Here is a 22,037-nt window from a genome sequence, read left to right as displayed (position 1 = left end):
CGCGCCGGGGCTCGCGGTCACCACAGCGTCACCGCCAGGCGGGACGTGGCTCCCGCGCCGGCCAGCCGGGCCGCGGTGCGGCGGGGCACGGTCAGGACGACCAGGGCTCCGCTCTCGGTGGCACTGGCGGTCGGCACCTTGGACACGCGGGCGCCGCGTGCGACGACCCGTGCGGCGCCGGCGCCCGTCGCGGACTCCTCGGCCGCGATCACGTCGACGCGGTCGCCGGGGCGCAGCAGCCGTACCGTGGCGCCGTCGGCGATCCGGACCGGCGCGGTCACCGTCTCGACAGTGGTGGGGCGTTCGGGGACCGGGTCGGCCACGGGGTGGCCCCTGACCCGTCCGGCTTCCCTCGGCCCCGCTCCCGTCGCCAACAGGGCGGCGGCGGTCACCGCCAGGCCGGCGGCCATCGCTCGCCTTCGGCAGCGGGCGAGGCGGCGGAGCCGGTGTGCGCCGCCGCGTACCCGTAGCGGGGCGAAGTGCGGGACCTCGCAGGTGGGAGGCGCGTCGGTGCCGGGTGGGCCGGCGGCCCAGGAGGGAAGACGCGCGGATGCGGGCGTGGACGAGTACGGCGACGTGAACGAGCGCGCGGACGTGGACGTCGGCGTGGACAAGTACGAAGGAGAGGACGAGGGAAAGGCCGAGGGCGAGGGAAAGGCCGAGGACGAGGGAGAGGCCGAGGGCGAGGGAGAGGGCGAGCGACGGGACATGGGGCCACCACCTGCTGTGTGAGATCGGCTTGCGGTCCCACGATGAGGCTTCGCGGCGGAGCCCGCTGAGGCCTGTGGACTACCCGCCGACTGTGGAAAACCCCACCACCCGAACGAGGAGTTCCGCCCCGGCTGCTCCCTCACCCCCGCACCGGACGGGCCGACGGGGCCGCACCGTCAGGGCAGTTCGAACCCCGGGTCCATCCCACCCAGTGCCTTTGTGCACAGGCAGTCGCGGCTGTCGTTCGGCGGGAGGGCGGCGACCGCGTCGAAGAGAACCCCGCGCAACCGGTCGACGTTCGAGGCGAAGACCTGGAGGACCTCCTCGTGGGAGACGCCCTCGCCGGTCTCGGCGCCGGCGTCGAGGTCGGTGACGAGGGTCAGGGAGCTGTAGCAGAGCTCCAGTTCGCGGGCGAGGATCGCCTCGGGATGGCCGGTCATGCCGACCACGGACCAGCCCTGGGCCTGGTGCCACAGGGACTCGGCGCGGGTGGAGAAGCGGGGGCCCTCGATCACGACCAGGGTGCCGCCGTCCACCGGTTCCCAGTCGCGCCCGCGCGCCGCTTCGAGGGCGGCCTTGCGGCCGACGGGGCAGTAGGGGTCGGCGAGCGAGACATGGACGACGTTGGGGATGGTGCCGCCGGGCAGCGGCAGGCCGTCGAAGTAGGTCTGGGCGCGGGACTTCGTGCGGTCCACCAGCTGGTCCGGGACAAGGAGCGTGCCCGGTCCGTACTCCGGCCGCAGACCGCCCACCGCGCACGGGCCGAGCACCTGGCGCGCCCCGACGGAACGCAGGGCCCACAGGTTGGCCCGGTAGTTGATGCGGTGCGGCGGCAGATGGTGGCCGCGGCCGTGGCGCGGGAGGAAGGCGACCCGGCGGTCGGCGATCTTGCCGAGGAAGAGGGAGTCGCTGGGCGGCCCGTAGGGGGTGTCGACCTGTATCTCGGTCACGTCGTCGAGGAACGAGTAGAAGCCCGACCCTCCGATGACGCCGATCTCCGCGAGGTCCGTCCCTGCCGTGCCGTCCGCCGTGCCCGCCCCGACCGCCGGCCCGACACCGTTCTCCATGTGCTCCGTGTTCGCCATGCCCGCACCCTAACCGGGCCGGGAGAGACGCCGAAGACCCCGCCGGTCGTCGTGCGACGGCGGGGTCCCGGACGGAGGCGCTATGCGGCCGAGGTGCTGCTGGTGGAGGAGGAGCCCGAGGACGACGACTTCGAGTCGGAGGACGACGAAGACGACGAAGACGACGAGGAGGACTTCGCGTCCGAGGACGACTTCGCTTCCGCCGAGGACTTCGACGTCGCCGGGGTGCTGCTCGACGAGGAGCCGCGGCTGTCGTTCCGGTAGAAACCGGAGCCCTTGAAGACGATGCCGACCGCGGAGAACACCTTCTTGAGGCGGCCGTTGCAGGCGGGGCACTCGGTCAGGGCGTCGTCGGTGAACTTCTGCACCGCTTCGAGGCCCTCACCGCATTCGGTGCACTGGTACTGGTACGTCGGCACTGGCTCTTCCTCCTGGCACTCTCACTCGATGAGTGCTAACGACGGTCCATACTGACCTATTCCCCCGGGATCAGTCCACTGTCACCGGCACTCGGTGACCGACGACACGCGCGACGGTACGGCTCCGGGGCCTGCCCACCAGCCGTGTACGCAGCGCCAACAGTGTCGCAAGAGCCAGTGCCGTACCGGCCGCGGGCACCAGGAATCCGGCGCCGGTCCACAGCCGGTCCTCCAGTTGTCCGGCGGCCGTGACGGCGGCCGCCTGGCCGAGCGCGACCGCGCCGGTCAGCCAGGTGAAGGCCTCGGTACGGGCACCGGACGGGACCAGGGAGTCGACCAGCGTGTAGCCGGTGATCAGGGCCGGGGCGATGCACATGCCGACCAGCAGGCCGAGCGTGGCGAGGACGAGCACGGAGTCGGCGGTCCACAGGGCGGAGGCCGCCAGCGCGAGGGCCGCGTAGCCGACGACCAGGCGCCGCTGAGGGCCCACCTTCCACGCGATCGCGCCGCAGACGATGCCGGAGAGCATGTTGCCGGCGGCGAAGACGCCGTACAGAACGCCGTTGAGACCGGGCTCGCCGATCGACTCGGAGAAGGCGGCCAGCGAGACCTGCATGCCGCCGAAGACGGAGCCGATGCCCAGGAAGGTGACGATCAGGACGCGTACCCCGGGGACGGACAGGGCGGAGACGTGCTCCACGCGCGCGTGCGCCATGGAGACGACCTTGGGCTGGGTGCCGCGCTGCGCGGCGAACAGCAGGCCGCCGATCAGTGTCAGCCCGGCCTCGGTGAGCAGGCCGGCGGCCGGGTGCACGGCGGTGCAGAGCGCGGTCGCGACCAGCGGGCCAAGCACGAAGGTCAGCTCGTCGGTGACGGACTCGAAGGCGGCGGCGGTGCTCATCAGGGGCGAGTTGCGGAGCTTGACGCCCCAGCGGGCCCGCACCATGGGGCCGATCTGCGGCACCGAGGCTCCCGTCGGCACGGCGGCGACGAACAGCGCCCACAAGGGGGCGTCCATCAGGGCCAGCGCCGTCAGGGAGAGGCCCGCCGCCCCGTGGACGAGGATGCCGGGGATCAGGACGGCCCGCTGACCGTGACGGTCGGCGAGACGGCCGCTGTAGGGCGCGAACACCGCCATGGAGACACCGGTGGCGGCGGCCACGGCGCCGGCCGCCCCGTACGAGCCGGTGGTGTGCTGGACCAGCAGCACGATGGAGATGGTCAGCATGGCGAACGGCTGACGTGCCGCGAAGCCGGGGAGAAGGAACGTCCACGCGCCGCGGGTGCGCAGCAGTTGCCCGTAGCCCGGGCGGGACGTCTTCGAGGTGTTCGAGGTGACCGTGGATGCCACGGCCGTGCCTTTCCGCCGCCTGGTAGCGCGCCCGTGCGGGGGGCGCCGAGAGCTGTCCTCTTGCGCTACTGCGGTAGATGCCGGAGCCCACTGCGAGGGGCGTCCCGACCGCCATACGGTCGCGCCAGCTCTGCGTCAGGCAGAGTTGGTCCGATCAAGTGCGCCTTCATCGTACAGGGGAGACTGGCGGGGTCACCTGTGAAAGCGAGCACCATGGACGGCCGTGCCTCCGATTCCGGAGGGCGTGAACAGCGTGAAACCTGTTCTTAACGACCCGCCCGGAGGCTCTCTACGCCCCGCCCCGGAGGCTCCCGGCGCCCCACCCCGGTGCCCGTCGGCGACCTGCCCCGGAGGCCCGGCGCCCCACCCCGGAGCCTGTCAGCGACCTGCCCCGGAGGCCCGGCGCCCCACCCCGGTGCCCGTCGGCGACCTGCCCCGGAGGCCCGGTGCCCCACCCCGGAGCCTGTCAGCGACCTGCCCCGGAGGCCCGGTGCCCCACCCCGGAGCCTGTCAGCGACCTGCCCCGCCCTTCCTGTTCCCCTTCCCGTTCCCCGTCCCCAGCCAGTCGGCCAGCTTGCCGCCCTGGCCGACGGCCCTGAGGCGGCGTTCGGCCTGGTCCCGGACGGGATCCGTGGCGACGACGAGCAGTTCGTCGCCGCGTCGCAGCACCGTGGTCGGCAGCGGCACGAAGGACTTGCCGTCACGGACGACGAGGGTGACGGCGGCGCCCGGGGGGAGCCGGAGCTCGTTGACCTCGACGCCGTGCATGCGGGACTTCTCGGGGATGGCGACGGACAGCAGGTGGCCGCGCAGCCGCTCCAGGGGCGCCGACTCGATGCCGAGGTCGGCGGCCTCGTCGCCGGAGCCGCCCAGGCGCAGCTTGCGGGCCAGCCAGGGCAGCGTCGGGCCCTGGACGAGGGTGTAGACGACGACGAGCACGAAGACGATGTTGAAGATCCGACGGCTGCCCTCGACGCCGCTCACCATGGGGATCGTCGCCAGGATGATGGGCACCGCGCCGCGCAGCCCGGCCCACGACAGCAGTGTCTGCTCACGCCACGGCACCCGGAACGGCGTCAGCGCGACGACGACGCTCAGCGGTCGCGCCACCATGGTCAGCACCAGGCCGATGACGAGTGCGGGCCAGATGTCGTCGGCCAGGTCGTGTGGGGTGACCAGCAGTCCGAGCAGGACGAACATGCCGATCTGGGCGATCCAGCCGACCCCCTCGGCGAAGCCGCGCGTGGCCGGCCAGTGGGGCAGCTTGGCGTTGCCGAGGACCATGGCGGCCAGGTAGACGGCGAGGAAGCCGCTGCCGTGGGCCAGCGCGCCGGCCGCGTAGGCGGCGACGGCGATGGCCATGACGGCGATCGGGTAGAGGCCGGAGGCGGGCAGCGCCACATGCCGCAGGCCCCAGGAACCCAGCCAGCCCACGGCGAGCCCGATGGCGGCGCCGATCGCCAGTTCCAGCGCTATCTCCCCGATGAGGGCGTACCAGTGTTCGACCGGACCGGCCATGGAGAGCGCGGCGACGAGGATGACCACCGGGGCGTCGTTGAAGCCGGACTCGGCCTCCAGGGTGCCCGTCACGCGCGCGGGGAGGGGGATCTTGCGCAGCACGGAGAAGACGGCCGCCGCGTCCGTGGAGGACACGACCGCGCCGATGATGAGTGACTGTCGCCACTCCAGCCCGATCAGATAGTGCGCACCCGCGGCCGTGACGCCGACGCTCACCGCGACTCCGACCAGCGCCAGTGAGCTGGCGGCCGGCAGGGCCGGCTTGATCTCCTTCCACTTCGTGCCGAGGCCGCCCTCCGCCAGGATCACGACGAGGGCCGCGTAGCCGATGACCTGGGTCAGTTCGGCGTTGTCGAAGTGGATGTCGCCGATGCCGTCCTGGCCCATGGCGATGCCGATGCCCAGGTAGACGAGCAGGCTGGGGAGCCCGCTGCGCGACGAGATCCGGACCGCGGCGACCGCGACCAACAGGACGAGCGAGCAGACGAGCAGGAGCTGGTTGAGGTCGTGGACAGTCAGAGGGCCGTACCTTTCTCGCCGAACCGCACGTGGTTCCGATGGGGGATGCCGAGCACTGGATGCGGGGCACACGCGCGTGTGGGCATGCGCAGCCGATCACGGAAACCGTGCGGTTGCGGTTACGTCAGTGCAAGTACTTCGTTACCTTACCTAACTCTTGACGATTTCTTGACGCTTGCGAGGGCAAGATCGAACGGCCGTCCGCGCCAGTTCCCGACTCCGCGTCAAGTCGTGTCGGGCCCTGCGCCTATGGTTGCTCCAGCGTTCAGTACAAAGCACAGCCCGACCTGCCGCTCGTGTTAGGACAGCAAGGACAGCGATGCCCACCGACAATCCCGCCTCCTCCGGCCAGCAGTCAGGCAAGTCCGGCAGGAAGAAGGGGCGCAAAGTCCGTCTTCTCCTGATCGTCCTGGTCCTGGCCATCATCGGTGGCGTCGGCTACGGGGCGTTCTGGTCCGTCTCCACCGTGCGCGCCTCCTTCCCCCAGACCAAGGGTTCGATATCCCTGGACGGTCTGTCGGGACCGGTCGACGTCAAGCGCGACGGCTATGGAATCCCGCAGATCTACGCCTCCTCCGACGAGGACCTGTTCATGGCGCAGGGCTACGTCCAGGCGCAGGACCGGTTCTACGAGATGGACGTGCGCCGCCACATGACGGCCGGCCGCCTCTCGGAGATGTTCGGCGAGGGGCAGGTGGAGAACGACGAGTTCCTGCGCACCCTCGGCTGGCACCGGATCGCCGAGGAGGAGTACAAGAAGACGCTCTCGGCCGAGACGAGGAAGTACCTCGACGCGTACGCCAAGGGGGTCAACGCCTACCTCGCGGGCAAGGACGGCGACGAGATCTCCCTGGAGTACGCGGCCCTCGGCTTCGCCAACGACTACAAGCCCGAGGAGTGGACCCCGGTCGACTCGGTCGCCTGGCTGAAGGCGATGGCGTGGGACCTGCGCGGCAACATGCAGGACGAGATCGACCGCGCCCTGATGACCAGCCGCCTCGGCCCCAAGCAGATCGCCGACCTGTACCCGCAGTACCCGTACGACCGCAACGAGACGATCGTGCAGGAGGGCGCGTACGACGAGCTCACCAAGACCTGGTCGGACGGGTCCGGGTCGACGCAGGGCGAGGGCGCCGGCCAGGGCACCGAGGGCTCCACGCAGGGCACGGGTGGCACGGGAACGGGCGTCGGCACTGCGGGGACCTCCACGGACTCCTCGGCCCTCCAGACCCAGCTGGGCGGCCTCTACAACGTCCTGGAGGACCTGCCCGAGGCCGTGGGTGTGAACGGCAACGGCATCGGCTCCAACTCCTGGGTCGTCTCCGGCGACCACACCATCACCGGCAAGCCGCTCCTCGCCAACGACCCGCACCTCTCGGCGACGCTGCCGTCGGTCTGGTACCAGATGGGCCTGCACTGCAAGGCCGTCTCCGCGAAGTGCCGGTACGACGTCTCCGGCTACACCTTCTCGGGCATGCCCGGCGTGGTCATCGGCCACAACGCCGACATCGCCTGGGGCATGACCAACTCCGGCGTCGACGTCACCGACCTCTACCTGGAGAAGCTCACCGGCGACGGCTACCAGTACGGCGACAAGGTCCTGCCGTTCGAGACCCGTGAGGAGACCATCGAGGTCGCCGGGGGCACGGCCAAGAAGATCGTCGTCCGCACCACCCAGGACAACAGCCCCCTGCTGTCCGACCGCAGCAGCGAACTCGTCCAGGTCGGCAAGAAGGCCACGGTCGGCCAGGACGCTCCCGACCGCGGTGACGGCTACGGCATCGCCCTGCGCTGGACCGCGCTCGACCCCGGCACCTCCATGGACGCCGTCTTCGCCATGAACAGGGCCAAGGACTGGGACGGCTTCCGCGAGGCCGCCGCCCTCTTCGACGTCCCCTCGCAGAACCTGATCTACGCCGACACCGAGGGCCACATCGGCTACCAGCTGCCCGGCAAGATCCCCACCCGGGGCAAGGGCGACGGCTCGGTGCCCGCGCCGGGCTGGGACACCAGGTACCGGTGGACCGGCTACATCGACCAGGACGAGCTGCCGTACGAGTACGACCCGGAGCGCGGCTACATCGTCACCGCGAACCAGGCCGTCGTCGACGACAAGTACCCGTACACCCTCACCAGGGACTGGGGCTACGGCACGCGCGCGCAGCGGATCACCAGCCTCATCGAGTCGAAGATCAAGGGTGGCGGCAAGATCTCCACCGACGACATGCGGCAGATGCAGATGGACAACAGCAGCGAGATCGCCAAGCTGCTGGTGCCGCTGCTGCTCAAGATCGACGTGGACGACAAGTACATCCGCGAGGCGCAGAAGCTCCTGGAGGGCTGGGACTACACCCAGGACGCCGACTCGGCGGCCGCCGCGTACTTCAACTCGGTCTGGCGCAACATCCTCAAGCTCGCCTTCGGCAACAAACTGCCCAAGGAACTGCGCGTCGAGGGCCAGTGCCTGTCGGTCGAGCCGGTCGACGCCACCGGGCCCGCCGACGAGGACCGGCGGGTGCGCGAGTGCGGCAGGCGCGACGCGGACCAGGCGCAGCCGGACGGCGGCGACCGCTGGTTCGAGGTGGTCCGCCGGATCATCGACGACGAGGACAACGACTGGTGGTCGACCCCGGCGACGCGCACCCAGAAAGCCGCCGACACCCGTGACGAGCTGTTCAAGCGGGCCATGCGGGACGCCCGTTGGGAGCTCACCGCCAAGCTCGGCAAGGACATCGACACCTGGAGCTGGGGCCGGCTGCACCGCCTGTTCCTGAAGAACCAGACCCTCGGTACCGAGGGCCCCGGGTTCCTCCAGTACATGCTCAACCGCGGCCCCTGGAAGCTCGGCGGCGGCGAGGCCACGGTCAACGCCACCGGCTGGAACGCGGCGGGCGGCTACGAGGTCGTCTGGGTGCCCTCGATGCGCATGGTGGTGAACCTCGGGGACCTCGACAAGTCCAAGTGGATCAACCTCACCGGCGCCTCCGGGCACGCGTACAACGCGCACTACACCGACCAGACCGACAAGTGGGTCAAGGGCGAGCTGCTGACGTGGTCGTTCTCCGACAAGGCGGTCGAGAGCACCACGAGCGACACGTTGCTGCTGAAACCGTGACGCCCGTCTGAACACGGAAAGCGGCCCCCACGCGTGCGTGGAGGCCGCTTTCGCGTCCGGTCACCGGAACCGTCGTACCCCCGACGGGGTCACCACCGCGTGCACCGGGCGGTCGTGCGGCTCCTCCGGGACGCGGTCCACGACCTCCGAGTCGTACAGGAGCACCACCAGGGCCGGGTCGGCGCCCGCGCGCTCCAGGCGGGCCAGGACGCGGTCGTACGAGCCGCCGCCCCGCCCCAGGCGCATCCCGCGCGCGTCGACCGCGAGGCCCGGCAGCAGGACGACGTCGGCGGTGGTCACGGCCTCCGTGCCGAGCCGCTCGCCGACGGGTTCCAGGAGCGCCATACGGCCGCCCCCGTGCCGCACGCGCGCGAGGGAGGCCTCTCCGTCGTAGGCACCCCAGTCGAGGTCGTTGTCGGGGAGCAGGGCCGGCAGCAGGACGCGCACGCCTCGGGCGCGGAGTGCGTCGAGGAGCGCGCGGGTGCCCGGCTCACTCCCTACGGAGACGTACGCCGCGACCGTGCGCGCCTGGGCCAGTTCGGCCAGATCGAGGGCCCGGCCCGCAAGGGCGCCCGTCGTTTTCCGGACGTCATCCGGCGTCAACCCATTCCTCACCAGGAGGAGCTCTCGTCGCAACATTCGCTTGGAAAGCTCCGGTTCAGGTCCCATCCGGCTCACAGATAGCTCCAGTATTCTTCGTAATCGGCTCATATGAGAACGAATTCATCGGAGCCACAGATTCCGCACAAAGACGCCGGATATGGTTCCGCCCATGAGTGAGGCGAACCCCAGGATCAGCAAGGCTGTCATCCCCGCCGCGGGTCTGGGAACCCGGTTCCTGCCGGCCACCAAAGCGACTCCCAAGGAGATGCTGCCGGTGGTGGACAAACCGGCGATCCAGTACGTGGTGGAGGAGGCCGCGTCGGCGGGCCTCGACGACGTCCTGATGATCACCGGCCGGAACAAGCGTCCCCTGGAGGACCACTTCGACCGCAACTACGAGCTGGAGTCCGCCCTCCAGAAGAAGGGCGACGCCCACCGGCTCGCCAAGGTCCAGGAGTCCAGCGACCTCGCGACCATGCACTACGTCCGCCAGGGCGACCCCAGGGGCCTCGGCCACGCCGTCCTGTGCGCCGCCCCGCACGTGGGCGACGAGCCCTTCGCGGTCCTCCTCGGCGACGACCTGATCGACCCCCGCGACCCGCTCCTGCAGCGCATGGTCGAGGTCCAGGAGCGCAGCGGCGGCAGCGTCATCGCCCTCATGGAGGTCGCACCGGAGCAGATCCACCTCTACGGGTGCGCGGCCGTCGAGGCCACGGAGGACGGCGACGTCGTCAAGGTCACGGGCATGGTCGAGAAGCCGGAGGCGGCCGACGCCCCGTCGAACTACGCGATCATCGGCCGCTACGTCCTCGCCCCGCAGATCTTCGACGTACTGCGCCGGACCGAGCCGGGCCGCGGCGGTGAGATCCAGCTCACCGACGCCCTCCAGCAGCTCGCGGCGGACGAGAAGGTCGGCGGCCCCGTGCACGGCGTCGTCTTCAAGGGACGCCGCTATGACACCGGTGACCGTGGCGACTACCTGCGTGCCATTGTCAGACTCGCATGCGAACGTGAAGACCTGGGCCCGGACTTCCGGACCTGGCTTCGCACTTACGTTGCCGAGGAGATGTAGCCACGTTGAGCACCGCCGCGACCCGCACCACCGGACCGGACCACCTCTGGTCGGTGACCGAGCACCTGGAGGACATCCTCGCCACCGTCCGCCCCCTGGAACCCATCGAGCTGCAACTCCTCGACGCCCAGGGCTGCGTCCTGGTCGAGGACGTCACGGTGCCGGTCTCGCTGCCGCCGTTCGACAACAGCTCGATGGACGGGTACGCGGTACGCGTCGCGGACGTCGCGGGCGCGAGCGAGGAGTTCCCGGCCGTGCTCACGGTGATCGGGGACGTGGCGGCGGGCCAGGCCGAGCAGCCCCACGTGGGCCCCGGCGAGGCCGCCCGCATCATGACCGGCGCCCCCCTGCCGCCCGGCGCGGAGGCTGTCGTCCCGGTGGAGTGGACCGACGGCGGCCTCGGCGAGGGACCCGTCTCGGGGATGCGCGCCCGCAGCGCGAACCCGGAGGGCGCCACCGGCCAGGTCGCCGTGCACCGCTCCGCCGAGGCACGCGCGCACGTGCGCGCCAAGGGCAGTGACGTGAAGGCCGGTGAACGCGCCCTGGCCGCGGGGACGATCCTCGGCCCGCCCCAGCTCGGGCTGCTGGCCGCCATCGGCCGCGCCTCGGTGCGCGTACGCCCGCGCCCGCGCGTGGTCGTGCTCTCCACCGGCAGCGAACTGATCCCGCCGGGCCAGACCCCGGCCACCGGCCAGATCTACGACTCCAACAGCTTCGCCCTTACCGCCGCCGCCCGGGACGCGGGCGCGATCGCCTACCGCGTCGGCGCCGTCGCCGACGACGCCGAGACCCTCCGCTCCACCATCGAGGACCAGCTCGTCCGCGCCGACATGGTCGTCACCACCGGCGGGGTCAGCGTGGGCGCGTACGACGTCGTCAAGGAGGCCCTGGAGTCCGTCGGGGACGAGGACGAGGAGGGCGCCGGCATCGACTTCCGCAAGCTCGCCATGCAGCCCGGCAAGCCCCAGGGCTTCGGCACCATCGGCCCCGACCACACCCCGCTGCTCGCCCTCCCCGGCAACCCGGTGTCGTCGTACGTCTCCTTCGAGATCTTCGTCCGGCCCGCCATCCGCACCCTGGCGGGCCTGACCGACGTGCACCGGCCGACGACCACGGCGACACTCCAGGCACCCAAGGCCCTGACCTCGCCCGCAGGACGCCGGCAGTACCTGCGCGGGACCTACGCCGACGGCGAGGTCACCCCCGTGGGGGGTGCCGGTTCGCACCTCGTGGCGGCCCTCGCGCACGCCGACGCGCTGATCGTGATCCCCGAGGGCACCGAGTCGGTCGAACCCGGTACGGAGGTCGAGGTCGTCCTGCTCGGCTGAACCGTCGGGGGTGGCGTACCGTGTCGCGCACAACGGACCGCGCGCCGCACCGCGACGGGCCCCGACCGGGAGCGCCACGCCACCATGAGTACGCCGCAGGACCGACTGACCCACATCGACGAGGCGGGCGCCGCCCGCATGGTCGACGTCTCCGGGAAGGACGTGACCGCGCGCACCGCCCGCGCCAGCGGCCGGGTCCTGGTCTCACCCACGGTGGTCGAACTGCTGCGTGGCGAGGGGGTGCCCAAGGGCGACGCCCTCGCCACCGCGCGCATCGCCGGGATCATGGGCGCCAAACGCACCCCCGACCTCATCCCGCTCTGTCATCCGCTGGCGGTGTCGGGCGTCAAGGTCGATCTGTCGGTCGCTGACGACGCCGTCGAGATTCTCGCCACCGTGAAGACCACGGACCGCACGGGCGTCGAGATGGAGGCCCTCACAGCGGTCTCCGTCGCCGCCCTCACCGTGATCGACATGGTCAAGGCGGTCGACAAGGGCGCCGTCATCACGGACGTCCGCGTCGAGGAGAAGACGGGCGGCAAGTCGGGCGACTGGAGCCGGGCATGAGGCCGGTGGAACCGCCGCTCGGGAGCGCCCTCACCGCGCCGTACGCCGCCCTGGTCGTGACCGCCTCCAACCGGGCCGCCGCCGGGGTCTACGAGGACCGGGGCGGGCCTCTGGTCGCCGACGGGCTCAGGGCGCTCGGCTTCGCCGTCGACGGCCCCCGGGTCGTGCCCGACGGCGACCCCGTGGAGGCCGCGCTGCGGGCCGGCGTCGACGCCGGATACGACGTGATCGTGACGACCGGCGGGACCGGCGTCTCGCCCACCGACCGCACCCCCGAGGCCACCCGCGCCGTCCTCGACCACGAGGTGCCCGGCATCCCCGAGGCGATCAGGGCGTACGGCCGGGACAAGGTGCCGACGGCGGCGCTCTCCCGGGGCCTCGCCGGAGTCGCGGGCCGGACACTGATCGTCAATCTGCCGGGCTCGACCGGCGGGGTACGGGACGGCCTGGCCGTACTGGAACCCCTGCTGACCCACGCCGTCGACCAGCTCCGCGGCGGGGACCACCCCAGACCCAGCCACGGGGGTGCGAGCTGAACAGCCCATCCTGGCCCGTGGTGCTGGTGGACGGCGAGGTCGTCCTCCGGCCCATAAAGATGCGTGACCAGCGCGTCTGGCGCGAGGTCAACCGGCGCAACCGGGACTGGCTGCGGCCCTGGGAGGCGACCATTCCGCCGCCCACGCCCAGCGGGCCCATCGCGCACCGGCCGACGTACCGTCAGATGGTCCGCCATCTGCGGGCGGAGGCGAACGCGGGCCGGATGCTGCCGTTCGTGATCGAGCACCAGGGGCGGCTGGTGGGGCAGTTGACCGTCGCCGGGATCACCTGGGGCTCCATGTGCTCCGGCCACGTCGGCTACTGGGTCGACGAGTCGGTCGCCGGGCGCGGGGTCATGCCGACGGCGGTCGCGCTCGCCGTGGACCACTGCTTCCGGACCGTCGGACTGCACCGCGTCGAGGTCTGCATTCGCCCCGAGAATCGGCCCAGCCGACGGGTTGTGGAGAAACTCGGATTCCGCGAGGAAGGCCTTCGTCCACGATATCTTCACATCGACGGAGCCTGGCGCGACCATCTCGTCTTCGCGCTCACCGCCGAAGAGGTCCCCGAAGGGCTGCTCGGCCGCTGGCAGCGGGAACGGGCGCGGAACGCGGGCTCCGACGTGGGCAAGCCCGGACAGCCCCAATAAATGAAATGTATGTTCGAAAAGCATGTCCGAGCGATGACCGAGTGGCGATCGGCTTGAACGAGTTGAGGCGTTCCCGGCACGTTAATTTCGCGCTCTCGGTGGCCTGCTGATCGGATCGGTCACAAAAAAAGCTCGAAATATCAGCCGGATCGTGCGACACACCGGCTCAATTGGCGGATGGCCTCACGCAAACCCCTCTACCGTGTGAGGCGTGAGCAGCAGCGGCCTCATCTACGCAGTCATCGTCGGGGCCTGGGCCGCCTACTTGGTGCCGATGTGGCTCCGTAGGCAGGACGAGCTGAACGAAGCCCGTCCGACGGAACGCTTCAGCACCGCCATCCGGCTGCTTTCCGGCCGGGCGGGGATGGAGCGCCGATACGCCAAGGACCTGCGGGCGCGCTCCACCGAAGAGGGGGAGCCCAGCGCCGAACCGGGCGGCGTCACCGACTCGGTGGACGTCCGGGCCTTCGCCATGCCCCCGCACCGGGAGCACACGAGGGCACAACTGCCGGCGGAGCGGGGTGAGTCACCGCAACAGGGCCAGCAACAGGGCCAGCAGGCGCAGCAGCCGGGGAAACCGGCGGCGCAGGCGAAGCCGGTGCCCCAGCAGGGCGGTGCCCCGTCGGTCAAACAGGCCGGTGCGCCGTCCGCCAAGCAGGGCGCGCCGTCCGCCAGGCAGAGTGCGGCCCAAGTCCCCGCCCCCGCACGTGCGAAGCGTCCGGGCAAGCAGACGACAGGCGCACGCCGGGGCGACTCGGCGGAGGCCAAGGCGCGGGCCCAGCGCTTGAAGGTGCTCGCGCGCCGACGGCGTACGACGGTGATGCTCTTCTTCGCCTTCACGCTGGGTGCGGTCGTCGCGGCGGTCGGCGGACTCGCCTTCCTGTGGGCGCCGGCCGTACCGGCGGTCCTGCTGAGCACGTACATCGCGCATCTGCGCCGTCAGGAGCTGAAGCGGTTCGCGTACACGATGGACCGGCGGCAGGCCGAGGTGGCGGCGCAGCGACTGCGGGAGCGGCAGCCCCAGCGGCGGCGCCCGATGCCGGACCCGGTGGACACCGACGAGCCGGAGGACGGACCGGAGAACGAGGAGAACCGGGCCGAGTTGGCCGGGCTCGCGGCCGACCGCCGCGCCCTCGTGGAGCAGACCGACCACGCCGAGTGGGTCGACCAGCAGCGTGAGCGCCAGCGGCGGCCCGGCCAGGGCGACAGCTGGGACCCGGTCCCCGTGCCGCTGCCGACGTACGTCACCGCCCCGGTCGCCCCCCGGGCCACGTCCGGGGTCGACCTCGGAGCACCGGACGCGTGGAGCTCCGCGCGCTCCAGCGCGGCCGACCCGCACGGCTCGTCGGGCGCTCCGTCGAACTCCGCGCACGCCTCCGGGCGTGAGCCGCAGGGGGAGCGCGGTGGCGAGGAGCGGGCGGACGACGCCGACGGGGACGACGCGGGTGACGCTCCCGACGGCGGCCGTTCCGACGCCCGCCGGGCCGCGTCCGCACGCCGCTCCCGCGAGCGGGGGCGTACGCCGCTCTTCGACCAGTACGAGGACGGCGACCGTCCCCGAGCGGCCAACGAGTGACCTCGCGGCCCCGGATCTCCCACTCCGCTGACCAGCCACGAGCCGGCCGCGGGCCGCTCGCCGGCCCCTCGGATACGGATTTCCGAGCACCGCGATCGGGATGCTAGAGTTTCACTCGTTGCAAGGGCCTGTGGCGCAGTCTGGTAGCGCACCTCGTTCGCATCGAGGGGGTCTGGGGTTCAAATCCCCACAGGTCCACGCAGCTCAGAGCCCCCAGTGGTGATCACCACTGGGGGCTCTGACGTGTTGTCAGGACGATGCTCTGTCAGGACGGATCGTCGGCGCCTGTCGCCCGCTCCGGGACCGTGATCGCGTCGAAGTACGGCCAGCCGTCCACCTCGACCGTCCGGGCGGACGGGTCGAGGTCCAGGTCCGGGGCGGCGGCGTCCAGGAGGCGGCGGACCGTGCCGGGCTCGTGGAGGTTGAGATAGGTGTGGTCGGACCGGCGGACCAGGGCGCCGGAGTCGAAGTAGCAGTTCGAGACGGTGCGGTCCTCGGACGGGCCGAAGAGCAGGACCAGGCGGCGGCGCCGGGGGCCCTCCGGGTAGAGGGACAGCTTGAGACGGCAGTGGTCGCGGGCCACGCGCCGGGGGTCCCTCTCGCTCCCGCGAAGTCGCGGGTGGGGGAGTTGGCGGACGGTCCAGTGCCAGGTGGTGTCGCCCACGACGAGACGGCGTAGACGGTTGTTCTTCGTCACCGGAACACCGTAGGCGGCCGACGCCGTCACGGGCACCGGGATTTACGTGCCCGGGGTTGCGGGGCGCAGGGTGTGGTCAGAGGGGCTTCGCGAAGCACAGGCTCAGTTCGTGGAAGCGGTAGTAGCCGAACTTCGCGCAGGGCGCGTAGCCGCTGGAGGTGTAGAGGGCCACGGCCTCGGGCTGCTTGGCGCCGGTTTCGAGGACCATGCGGGTGCGGCCGCCGGCGCGGGCGTCGGACTCCAGTTCGGCGAGTATGCGGCGGGCCAGGCCCAGGCCTCGGGCCTCGGGCGTGACGTACATCCGCTTGATCTCGGCGTCCCCGTCCTGGTAGTCCTCGTCGTTGGCGTCCTGGGTGCGCCAGCCACCCGTGGCCAGGGGGCTGCCGTGTTCGTCGTAGGCGATCAGGTACAGCCCCGCCGGCGGTACGAAGTGCTCCGGGTCCATGTGTGTGGCGTCGCCGTCGTCGCCGTAGCGGACGCTGTACTCGGCCTGGACCTCGTCGTTCAGCTTGACGGCGTCGGGGTGGTCGAAGGCTACGCGGCGGATAATCATGCCGCGCATCGTACATCTATGCATCACCGACGCCCAAGGCGTATCCATCCGGCGTATCCATCCGGTGTACCCGCCCGGTGCGCCCGCCCGGTGTACCCGCCCGGTGCGCCCGTCCAGCGCGCCCGGTCCGGTGTGATCTTCGTCAGAATCTGGACTCCGTCCAAGGTGCGGGTATCGTGCCCGGGTGCTGACTGTGACCTCTGTGAATGTGAACGGGCTGCGGGCCGCCGCGAAGAAGGGCTTCGTGGAGTGGCTCGCCGGGACCTCGGCGGACGTGGTGTGCCTGCAGGAGGTGCGGGCCGAGCCGGAGCAACTGCCGGAGGGGGTGCGGCAGCCCGGGGGGTGGCACGTCGTGCACGCCCCGGCCGCCGCCAAGGGGCGCGCGGGAGTGTCGCTCTACAGCCGGCGCGAGCCCGACCGGGTCCAGGTCGGCTTCGGGTCGGCCGAGTTCGACGGGAGCGGGCGGTACGTCGAGGCCGACCTCCCCGGCGTCACCGTCGCCAGCCTCTACCTCCCCTCCGGAGAGGTCGGGACCGAGCGGCAGGACGAGAAGGTCCGGTTCATGGGAGAGTTCCTCGCCTATCTCAAGGAGCTCCGGGAGCGGGCCGCCGCCGACGGGCGCGAGGTCGTGGTCTGTGGCGACTGGAACATCGCCCACCGGCAGGCCGACCTCAAGAACTGGCGGGCCAACCAGAAGAACTCCGGGTTCCTGCCGGAGGAGCGGGCCTGGCTCGGGCAGGTCTTCGACGAGGGCGACGGGGCGTACGTCGACGTCCTGCGCGCCCTGCATCCCGACGTCGAGGGACCGTACACCTGGTGGTCGTACCGGGGGCGGGCCTTCGACAACGACTCGGGATGGAGGATCGACTATCAGGTGGCCACGGCCGGACTCGCCGCCAAGGCGGTCAAGGGGTTCGTGGAGCGGGCCGCGACACACGCCGAGCGGTGGTCGGACCATGCGCCGGTGACGGCGGTCTACGACCTCTGACGCACCGGGGTCGACCGCGGGGCCGATCCCGGCTACGGCCCCTGATCGCCCGCTCCGGTCTGCCGCAACCGCCGGTCCAGCGCCAGTGACAGTTCCGCCTCCGCCACGCTCTTCGCCAGGGGGCGCAGCCGGTGGAGGTCTTCGGGGGTGCGGCCCGGCTGCGTGAGGACGAGGTCGGTGAAGAGGATGGCGAGGGCCTCGGCGTGTTCGCGTACGCGGCGGCCGACGGCGAGGACGTCGGCGAGGGGAACGCCGTCGCGGACCAGGGCGGCCGAGACGTCGAGGAGACGGCGGCTGATGTGGACGATCTCGCCGCCGTCGGTGGCGAGGTAGCCGAGGTCGAGGGCGGCGGCGAGGTTCTCCGGGGTCGCCTGGTCGCCGAAGTGGTCGGCGAGTTCCTCGGGGGAGAGGCGGACCGGGACCTCCTCGGTGGGGTCCCCGAGGCCCAGCAGTTCGCCCACGTCGCGGCCCTGGTCGAAGGCCTCCGCCAGCTCGGCTATGCCGCTGAGCGTGTGGCCGCGTTCCAGCAGCGCCGAGATCGTGCGCAGCCGGGCCAGGTGGGTGTCGTCGTACCAGGCGATACGGCCCTCGCGGCGGGGCGGCGGGATCAGTTTGCGCTCCCGGTAGAAGCGCAGGGTGCGTACGGTGATGCCGGCCTCCCCGGCCAGCTCCTCCATGCGGTACTCGCGTCGCTCGCCGTCTTCTGCCACGCGCGCAGCCTATGTCGTACCGCTGGTAACTCCAGAGTGTCTGACCCCTACCCATCGGTACGGTCCTGCCCTACGCTCCCACTGCGCCAGTGATTACTGGCGCGGACATGAGGTGCGAACGCGGTGTGCGCACGCGTTGAGGCGTGGAGGTACCGGATGGCCGAGCAGGGTCAGGGGCGGCGGGAGCAGGGGCCGCATGTGCGGGTGGCGGTGGTCGGGTCCGGGTTCGGCGGGCTCGGGGCGGCCGTGCGGCTGCGGCGCGAGGGGATCACCGACTTCGTCGTCCTGGAGCGGGCCGGTTCCGTCGGCGGCACCTGGCGGGACAACGACTACCCGGGGTGCGCCTGTGACGTGCCGTCCCATCTGTACTCGTTCTCGTTCGCGACCGACTACGAGTGGCCGCGCGCCTTCTCCGGGCAGGAGCACATCCGGGCCTATCTGGAGCATGTGACGGATGTCTTCGGGCTGCGGTCCCACATTCGCTTCGACTCCGAGGTGCTGAGGATGGCCTGGGACGGCGAGCGGCTGTGCTGGGACATCGAGACCAGCAGCGGGTCGCTGTCCGCCGACTTCGTGGTCTCCGCGACCGGGCCGCTGTCCGATCCGAGGATCCCGACCGAGGCCGAGCTGCCGGGGCTCGGCTCCTTCCCCGGCAAGGTCTTCCACTCCGCCCGCTGGGACCACGGCTACGACCTGCGCGGCAAGCGGGTCGCGATGATCGGTACGGGGGCCTCCGCGGCCCAGATCGTGCCGGCGATCCAGCCCGAGGTCGGCCGGCTGACCCTCTTCCAGCGGACGCCGCCGTGGGTGCTGCCCCGGGTCGACCGGGGCATCGGCGGCGTCGAGCGGTGGCTGCACCGGCAGCTGCCGTTCACCGCGCAGGCCCGGCGCGGACTGCTGTGGGGCATCCGGGAGTTGCAGGTGCAGGCCTTCACCAAGCGCCCCAAGGTGCTGGGCCTGGTGGAGCAGGTGGCGAGGCGGAACCTGGCCCGGACCGTCAGGGACCCGGAGCTGCGCGCCCGGCTCACCCCCGACTACCGCATCGGCTGCAAGCGCATCCTGCTGTCCAACACCTACTATCCGGCGCTCACCCGGCCGAACGTCGACGTGGTCGCCTCCGGGCTGGCCAAGGTCGACGGCTCCACCCTCGTCGCCGCCGACGGGTCCGCCGCCGAGGTCGACGCGATCGTCTTCGGCACCGGGTTCCACGTCACCGACATGCCCATCGCCGACCGGGTGGTGGGCGCCGACGGCCGCACCCTCGCCGAGGCCTGGTCGGACAGCGGGATGCAGGCGCTGCGCGGGGCGTCGGCCGCCGGGTTCCCGAACTGGATGACGATCATCGGGCCCAACACGGGCCTCGGGAACTCCAGCATGATCCTGATGATCGAGTCCCAGCTCAACTACATGGCGGACTTCGTACGGCAGTTGGACGTGCTGGGCGGCCGGGTCGCCCTCGACGCCCGGCCCGCCGCCGTGGCGGCCTGGAACCAGCGGGTCCAGAAGCGCATGGAGCGCACGGTCTGGAACACCGGCGGCTGCACCAGCTGGTACCTCGATGCGAACGGCCGCAACACGACCGTCTGGCCGGGCACGACGACCGAGTTCCGGGGCGCGACCCGGCGGGTCGATCTGAGCGAGTACGCGGTGCTGCGGGCGGCCCGGCCGGGTACGGAGAACGAGGAGACGGCCGGCAAGGCCGACACAGCGAAGGTGGAGGCCGGAGCGTGACCCGACTGACCCATGTGAAGCACGGACCCTACGCGCCGCCCGTCGCCGCGAGGGAGTTGGCGGCCGTGTCCGCCGACGGGGCGCGGCTGCACGTCGAGGTGCATGGACCCGAGGGCGCACCCGCGGTGGTGCTGGTGCACGGCTGGACGTGTTCGACGGCGTACTGGGCGGCGCAGGTCCGGGACCTCGCCGTCGACCACCGGGTCGTCGTCTACGACCAGCGCGGCCACGGCCGCAGCCCCGCCTCCGCCGTGTGCAGCGCGGACGCCCTCGCCGACGATCTGGAGGCGGTGCTCGCGGCGACGCTCGCGCCGGGCGAGGGGGCGGTGCTGGCCGGGCACTCCATGGGCGGGATGACGCTGATGTCTGCCGCCGGACGGCCGGGGTTCCGGGAGCACGCTGCGGCGGTCCTGCTGTGCAGCACGGGCAGTTCGAAGCTGGTCGCCGAGTCGCTGGTCGTGCCGATGCGTCCGGGGCGCGTGCGCACCTGGCTCACGCGGAAGATCCTCGGCTCGCGGGCGCCGCTCGGGCCGGTCACGCCGGTCGCCCGGCGGATCCTCAAGTACGCGACGATGGGACCCGGTTCGTCGCCGGTGATGGTCGAGGCGTGCGCACGGATCGTGCACGCGTGTCCGGCCAGGGTGCGCCACGCCTGGTCGCATGTCCTCGCCTCGCTCGATCTCGACCACCGCATACAGGAGTTGACGGTGCCGACGGCCGTCGTCGTGGGCACCGCGGACCGGATGACCCCACCCGTGCACGCGCGGGCGCTGGCCGCCGCGCTGCCCGACTGCGTGGGCGTGAGTGAGCTGACCGGGGTCGGACACATGGCGCCGGTGGAGGCGCCGGAAGCGGTCACCGCCCGGATACGCGAGCTCGTGACGGCGTACACGACGAGGTGTGCGACGACCGGGCGGGACGAGTTGGAGGAGGCGGGCGCATGAGCAACGGCAGCATCCTGGAGGGGCGGGTCGCGGTCGTCACCGGGGCCGCGCGGGGCGTCGGGGAACTCCTCGCGCGCAAGCTCTCGGCGCGTGGGGTGAGGGTCGCGCTCGTCGGCCTCGAACCGGACGAGCTGAAGCGGGCGTCGGAACGGCTGTACGGGGACAGCGCGTACTGGCACGCAGATGTCACCGATCACGAGGCCATGGCGAAGGTCGCCGAGGAGGTCAAGGAGCGGTTCGGGCGGGTCGACATCGTCGTCGCCAACGCGGGCGTCGCCAACAGCGGGCCCTTCGTCGACTCCGACCCGGACTCGTGGCGGCGCGTCATCGAGGTCAACCTCGTCGGATCGGCCGTCACCGGGCGGGCGTTCCTGCCGGCGCTGATCGAGAGCCGGGGCTATCTGCTGCAGATCGCCTCGCTCGCCGCGATCACCCCGGCGCCGATGATGACGGCGTACTGCGCCTCCAAGTCCGGCGTCGAGGCGTACGCGCACTGTCTGCGTGCCGAGGTCGCGCATCAGGGCGTGGGTGTAGGGGTCGGGTATCTGTCCTGGACCGACACGGACATGGTGCGCGGCGCCGACAAGGACGAGGCGCTGCGGGAGTTGCGGGAACGGCTGCCGTGGCCGGCCGGCAAGACGTATCCGCTGGGGCCGGCCGTGGACCGGCTCGTCGCCGGGATCGAGCGGCGGGCCGGCCATGTGTACGGGCAGTGGTGGCTGCGGGGCATGCAGGGCGTACGCGGGTATCTCCCCGGGCTCATAGGGACGTTCGCGCCGCGGGAGGTGCGGCGGATGGAGTCGCGGCTGCGCGGGGTGTCCAAGGGGTTGGTGGGGGCCGGTGGAGCCGCGGACGAGCGGACGCGGGGGGTGGGGGCACCGGGCCCTCGATAACCGAGCGTTACCGAGCGTCACTGATCGAAATGCGTTGAATGTCCGCCCGTGTTTGTCTGGTCGAGGCCCGATCCCCTCACCCACTACGGGAGTGAAACCACATGGGCATGAAGGACCAGTTCCAGGACAAGGCCGAGCGGCTCAAGCAGCAGGCCAAGCAGAAGGCCGGGCAGTCGCCGCAGGCGCGTGAGCGGGCTCAGCGGCCTGGTGAGCACGGGCAGCCGGAGCGTGAGCGTCAGCCGCAGCGTGAGCACGGGCAGCCGCAGCGCGAGCGTCAGCCGCAGCGAGAGCACGGCCAGCCGGAGCGCGGTGCGCAGCGGCGGGACGAGCAGTCCGAGCGGCTGATGCGGGACGAGGAAGACAGGTTCCGGCAGGACGTGTAGTCGCCGGACTCGGCTTCGGCCACGCGGAACGTGGGGCACCCTCCTTCTTGGAGGGTGCCCTGCGTTTTTTGTGGGGCTGGTCACGCGG

General features: G+C 71.5%; 22 protein-coding genes and 1 tRNA gene. 14 read left to right on the top strand and 9 right to left on the bottom strand.

The window, feature by feature from the left end; translation table 11 throughout:
• Window positions 1-17: 17 nt before the first annotated feature.
• Complete coding sequence (locus OG858_RS19050; protein ID WP_319069150.1) at window positions 18-614, bottom strand: hypothetical protein; 597 nt, start codon at window positions 612-614, stop codon at window positions 18-20.
• On the opposite strand from OG858_RS19050, the gene OG858_RS19045 reads away from it, so the two are divergent.
• Window positions 559-732 (top strand): hypothetical protein, encoded by a 174-nt coding sequence (locus tag OG858_RS19045; RefSeq protein WP_319069201.1) that lies wholly within the window; start codon window positions 559-561, stop codon window positions 730-732. The genes OG858_RS19050 and OG858_RS19045 overlap by 56 nt on opposite strands.
• 155 nt (window positions 733-887) lie before the next feature.
• Here OG858_RS19045 and OG858_RS19040 read toward each other — a convergent pair whose 3' ends face one another.
• The 4 genes from OG858_RS19040 to OG858_RS19025 form a co-directional block, all read right to left on the bottom strand.
• On the bottom strand, window positions 888-1,796 hold the full coding sequence (locus tag OG858_RS19040) for an S-methyl-5'-thioadenosine phosphorylase (RefSeq protein ID WP_319069148.1): 909 nt from the start codon (window positions 1,794-1,796) through the stop codon (window positions 888-890).
• 80 nt (window positions 1,797-1,876) lie between these two features.
• On the bottom strand, window positions 1,877-2,215 hold the full coding sequence (locus OG858_RS19035; RefSeq protein WP_319069146.1) for an FmdB family zinc ribbon protein: 339 nt from the start codon (window positions 2,213-2,215) through the stop codon (window positions 1,877-1,879).
• Window positions 2,216-2,285: 70 nt separating this feature from the next.
• Window positions 2,286-3,566, bottom strand: a complete 1,281-nt coding sequence (locus tag OG858_RS19030) for an MFS transporter (protein WP_086750576.1) — start codon at window positions 3,564-3,566, stop codon at window positions 2,286-2,288.
• Between the two features lie 510 nt (window positions 3,567-4,076).
• A complete protein-coding gene (locus OG858_RS19025) occupies window positions 4,077-5,675 on the bottom strand; it encodes a potassium/proton antiporter (RefSeq protein WP_319069144.1) in 1,599 nt (532 codons plus the stop codon).
• A gap of 247 nt (window positions 5,676-5,922) precedes the next feature.
• Here OG858_RS19025 and OG858_RS19020 point away from each other — a divergent pair, with 247 nt between their 5' ends.
• A complete protein-coding gene (locus tag OG858_RS19020; protein WP_319262335.1) occupies window positions 5,923-8,718 on the top strand; it encodes a penicillin acylase family protein in 2,796 nt (931 codons plus the stop codon).
• A gap of 60 nt (window positions 8,719-8,778) precedes the next feature.
• On the opposite strand, the gene OG858_RS19015 is transcribed toward OG858_RS19020, so the two are convergent.
• Window positions 8,779-9,387, bottom strand: coding sequence for a 5-formyltetrahydrofolate cyclo-ligase (locus tag OG858_RS19015; RefSeq protein ID WP_179200985.1), 609 nt, complete (start codon window positions 9,385-9,387; stop codon window positions 8,779-8,781).
• Between the two features lie 103 nt (window positions 9,388-9,490).
• On the opposite strand from OG858_RS19015, the gene galU reads away from it, so the two are divergent.
• From galU to OG858_RS18980, 7 genes are all read left to right on the top strand, one after another.
• Window positions 9,491-10,393: a UTP--glucose-1-phosphate uridylyltransferase GalU gene (galU, locus tag OG858_RS19010; RefSeq protein WP_037705530.1), complete on the top strand. Its 903-nt coding sequence runs from the start codon at window positions 9,491-9,493 to the stop codon at window positions 10,391-10,393.
• Window positions 10,394-10,398: 5 nt separating this feature from the next.
• Window positions 10,399-11,721 carry a molybdotransferase-like divisome protein Glp gene (glp, locus tag OG858_RS19005; RefSeq protein ID WP_086748513.1) on the top strand — a complete coding sequence of 441 codons (1,323 nt, stop codon included), beginning with the start codon at window positions 10,399-10,401 and terminating at the stop codon, window positions 11,719-11,721.
• Between the two features lie 84 nt (window positions 11,722-11,805).
• Window positions 11,806-12,288 carry a cyclic pyranopterin monophosphate synthase MoaC gene (gene moaC / locus OG858_RS19000; protein WP_086748514.1) on the top strand — a complete coding sequence of 161 codons (483 nt, stop codon included), beginning with the start codon at window positions 11,806-11,808 and terminating at the stop codon, window positions 12,286-12,288.
• A complete protein-coding gene (locus tag OG858_RS18995) occupies window positions 12,285-12,824 on the top strand; it encodes a MogA/MoaB family molybdenum cofactor biosynthesis protein (RefSeq protein ID WP_319319324.1) in 540 nt (179 codons plus the stop codon). The genes moaC and OG858_RS18995 overlap by 4 nt, the downstream gene beginning before the upstream one ends.
• Before the next feature lie 20 nt (window positions 12,825-12,844).
• Window positions 12,845-13,474, top strand: a complete 630-nt coding sequence (locus OG858_RS18990; protein WP_256960419.1) for a GNAT family N-acetyltransferase — start codon at window positions 12,845-12,847, stop codon at window positions 13,472-13,474.
• A gap of 211 nt (window positions 13,475-13,685) precedes the next feature.
• Window positions 13,686-15,050, top strand: a complete 1,365-nt coding sequence (gene sepX, locus OG858_RS18985; RefSeq protein WP_086748516.1) for a divisome protein SepX/GlpR — start codon at window positions 13,686-13,688, stop codon at window positions 15,048-15,050.
• A gap of 124 nt (window positions 15,051-15,174) precedes the next feature.
• Window positions 15,175-15,248: transfer RNA gene (locus OG858_RS18980), tRNA-Ala, on the top strand.
• A 67-nt stretch (window positions 15,249-15,315) separates the two neighbouring features.
• Here the strand turns inward: OG858_RS18980 and OG858_RS18975 are convergent.
• On the bottom strand, window positions 15,316-15,747 hold the full coding sequence (locus OG858_RS18975; protein WP_086748524.1) for a hypothetical protein: 432 nt from the start codon (window positions 15,745-15,747) through the stop codon (window positions 15,316-15,318).
• Between the two features lie 76 nt (window positions 15,748-15,823).
• Complete coding sequence (locus OG858_RS18970) at window positions 15,824-16,300, bottom strand: GNAT family N-acetyltransferase (protein ID WP_319262340.1); 477 nt, start codon at window positions 16,298-16,300, stop codon at window positions 15,824-15,826.
• Between the two features lie 193 nt (window positions 16,301-16,493).
• On the opposite strand from OG858_RS18970, the gene OG858_RS18965 reads away from it, so the two are divergent.
• Entirely contained in the window at window positions 16,494-17,288 is a 795-nt protein-coding gene (locus tag OG858_RS18965) for an exodeoxyribonuclease III (RefSeq protein ID WP_086748526.1), read from the top strand.
• A 32-nt stretch (window positions 17,289-17,320) separates the two neighbouring features.
• Here OG858_RS18965 and OG858_RS18960 read toward each other — a convergent pair whose 3' ends face one another.
• Complete coding sequence (locus OG858_RS18960) at window positions 17,321-17,998, bottom strand: MerR family transcriptional regulator (RefSeq protein ID WP_086748518.1); 678 nt, start codon at window positions 17,996-17,998, stop codon at window positions 17,321-17,323.
• 156 nt (window positions 17,999-18,154) lie between these two features.
• Here OG858_RS18960 and OG858_RS18955 point away from each other — a divergent pair, with 156 nt between their 5' ends.
• The 4 genes from OG858_RS18955 to OG858_RS18940 all read left to right on the top strand — a co-directional run bounded on the left by OG858_RS18955 (window position 18,155) and on the right by OG858_RS18940 (window position 21,949).
• Window positions 18,155-19,729 (top strand): flavin-containing monooxygenase, encoded by a 1,575-nt coding sequence (locus tag OG858_RS18955; protein WP_086748519.1) that lies wholly within the window; start codon window positions 18,155-18,157, stop codon window positions 19,727-19,729.
• Window positions 19,726-20,673 (top strand): alpha/beta fold hydrolase, encoded by a 948-nt coding sequence (locus OG858_RS18950; protein WP_086748520.1) that lies wholly within the window; start codon window positions 19,726-19,728, stop codon window positions 20,671-20,673. Before OG858_RS18955 ends, OG858_RS18950 begins: the two co-directional genes overlap by 4 nt.
• Window positions 20,670-21,566, top strand: a complete 897-nt coding sequence (locus OG858_RS18945; RefSeq protein WP_086748521.1) for an SDR family oxidoreductase — start codon at window positions 20,670-20,672, stop codon at window positions 21,564-21,566. The genes OG858_RS18950 and OG858_RS18945 overlap by 4 nt, the downstream gene beginning before the upstream one ends.
• Before the next feature lie 101 nt (window positions 21,567-21,667).
• The gene (locus tag OG858_RS18940) at window positions 21,668-21,949 is read left to right on the top strand and encodes a hypothetical protein (RefSeq protein WP_086748522.1); all 282 of its coding nucleotides are present in this window, start codon (window positions 21,668-21,670) and stop codon (window positions 21,947-21,949) included.
• Window positions 21,950-22,037 lie beyond the last annotated feature (88 nt).

The organism is Streptomyces europaeiscabiei, assembly GCF_036346855.1.
GTDB lineage: Bacteria > Actinomycetota > Actinomycetes > Streptomycetales > Streptomycetaceae > Streptomyces > Streptomyces europaeiscabiei.
Note: the sequence above shows the minus strand (reverse complement) of the source record. Positions and strands in the feature narration are given on the sequence as shown.